This is a genomic window from Psychrobacter sp. 1U2, from assembly GCF_051847575.1.
In genome coordinates, this window is record NZ_JBPYDC010000670.1 from 1 (window position 1) to 908 (window position 908).

Here is a 908-nt window from a genome sequence, read left to right on the forward strand (position 1 = left end):
GGTGCGCTTGCCTGATGTAGCCAAACAAAACGTCAATCAGTTAGAAGGCTTGTATGTACCTAGTACAAACCCAACCGGACAAGGTGTGCGTGTCGGCGAAGTGGCTGACCTCAATTTTGGTACAGGGCCTGCAAAGATCAGCCGTCTTGACCGTGAACGTTCAATCACGATTACGGTGCAGCCTGGTACAGGTGAGCTTGGTGAATTGGTAGATGCAGTCAAAAACACCCCTACCATGCAGCAACTCCCAGCCTCTATTACGATGATTGCACAGGGCCAAGCGGAAAACATGGCTGAGCTATTTAGCGGTTTTGTCATTGCCATGTCGGTGGGTATTATTTGTATCTTAGGCGTCTTAATTCTACTTTTTGGGAAGCTTTTACAACCCTTTACTATCTTAATGGCGCTGCCGTTATCGATAGGCGGTGCATTCGTGGGTTTGGTCATTACAGGCAGTAGTCTATCGATGCCGTCGATGATCGGTTTTATTATGCTGATGGGTATCGCCACCAAAAATTCTATTTTATTAGTCGATTATGCCATTATTGCGCAAAACAGAGGCTTAACACGTTTTGAGGCTATCATCGATGCCTGTCGCAAGCGCGCCCGTCCTATCATTATGACCACTATTGCAATGGGTGCTGGCATGTTGCCGCTCGTGTTTGGCTGGGGTGATGCTGATCCTACCTTTAGGCGTCCGATGGCGGCTGCTGTGTTAGGCGGTCTAGTAACCTCAACGCTATTAAGTTTGGTCGTAATTCCAGTCGTATATACTTTGATGGATGACTTGTCAGGGTGGTTTGCTAAATGGTTGATCCCGCATGGTAAAGATAATAATCCGGTCGTTGAAAAATCATAGTATGAAAGCGTGTTATAAGTCATAAATGAGAGTAGGCTAGAAGCTAGGT

Annotated in this window: 1 protein-coding gene; it reads left to right on the forward strand. The window is 46.5% G+C overall.

Annotated features, from left to right (window positions below; translation table 11 throughout):
• A partial coding sequence (locus ACS8FD_RS18000) for an efflux RND transporter permease subunit (protein ID WP_439276855.1) occupies window positions 1–859 on the forward strand: 859 nt, incomplete at its 5' end.
• Between the last annotated feature and the right edge of the window lie 49 nt (window positions 860–908).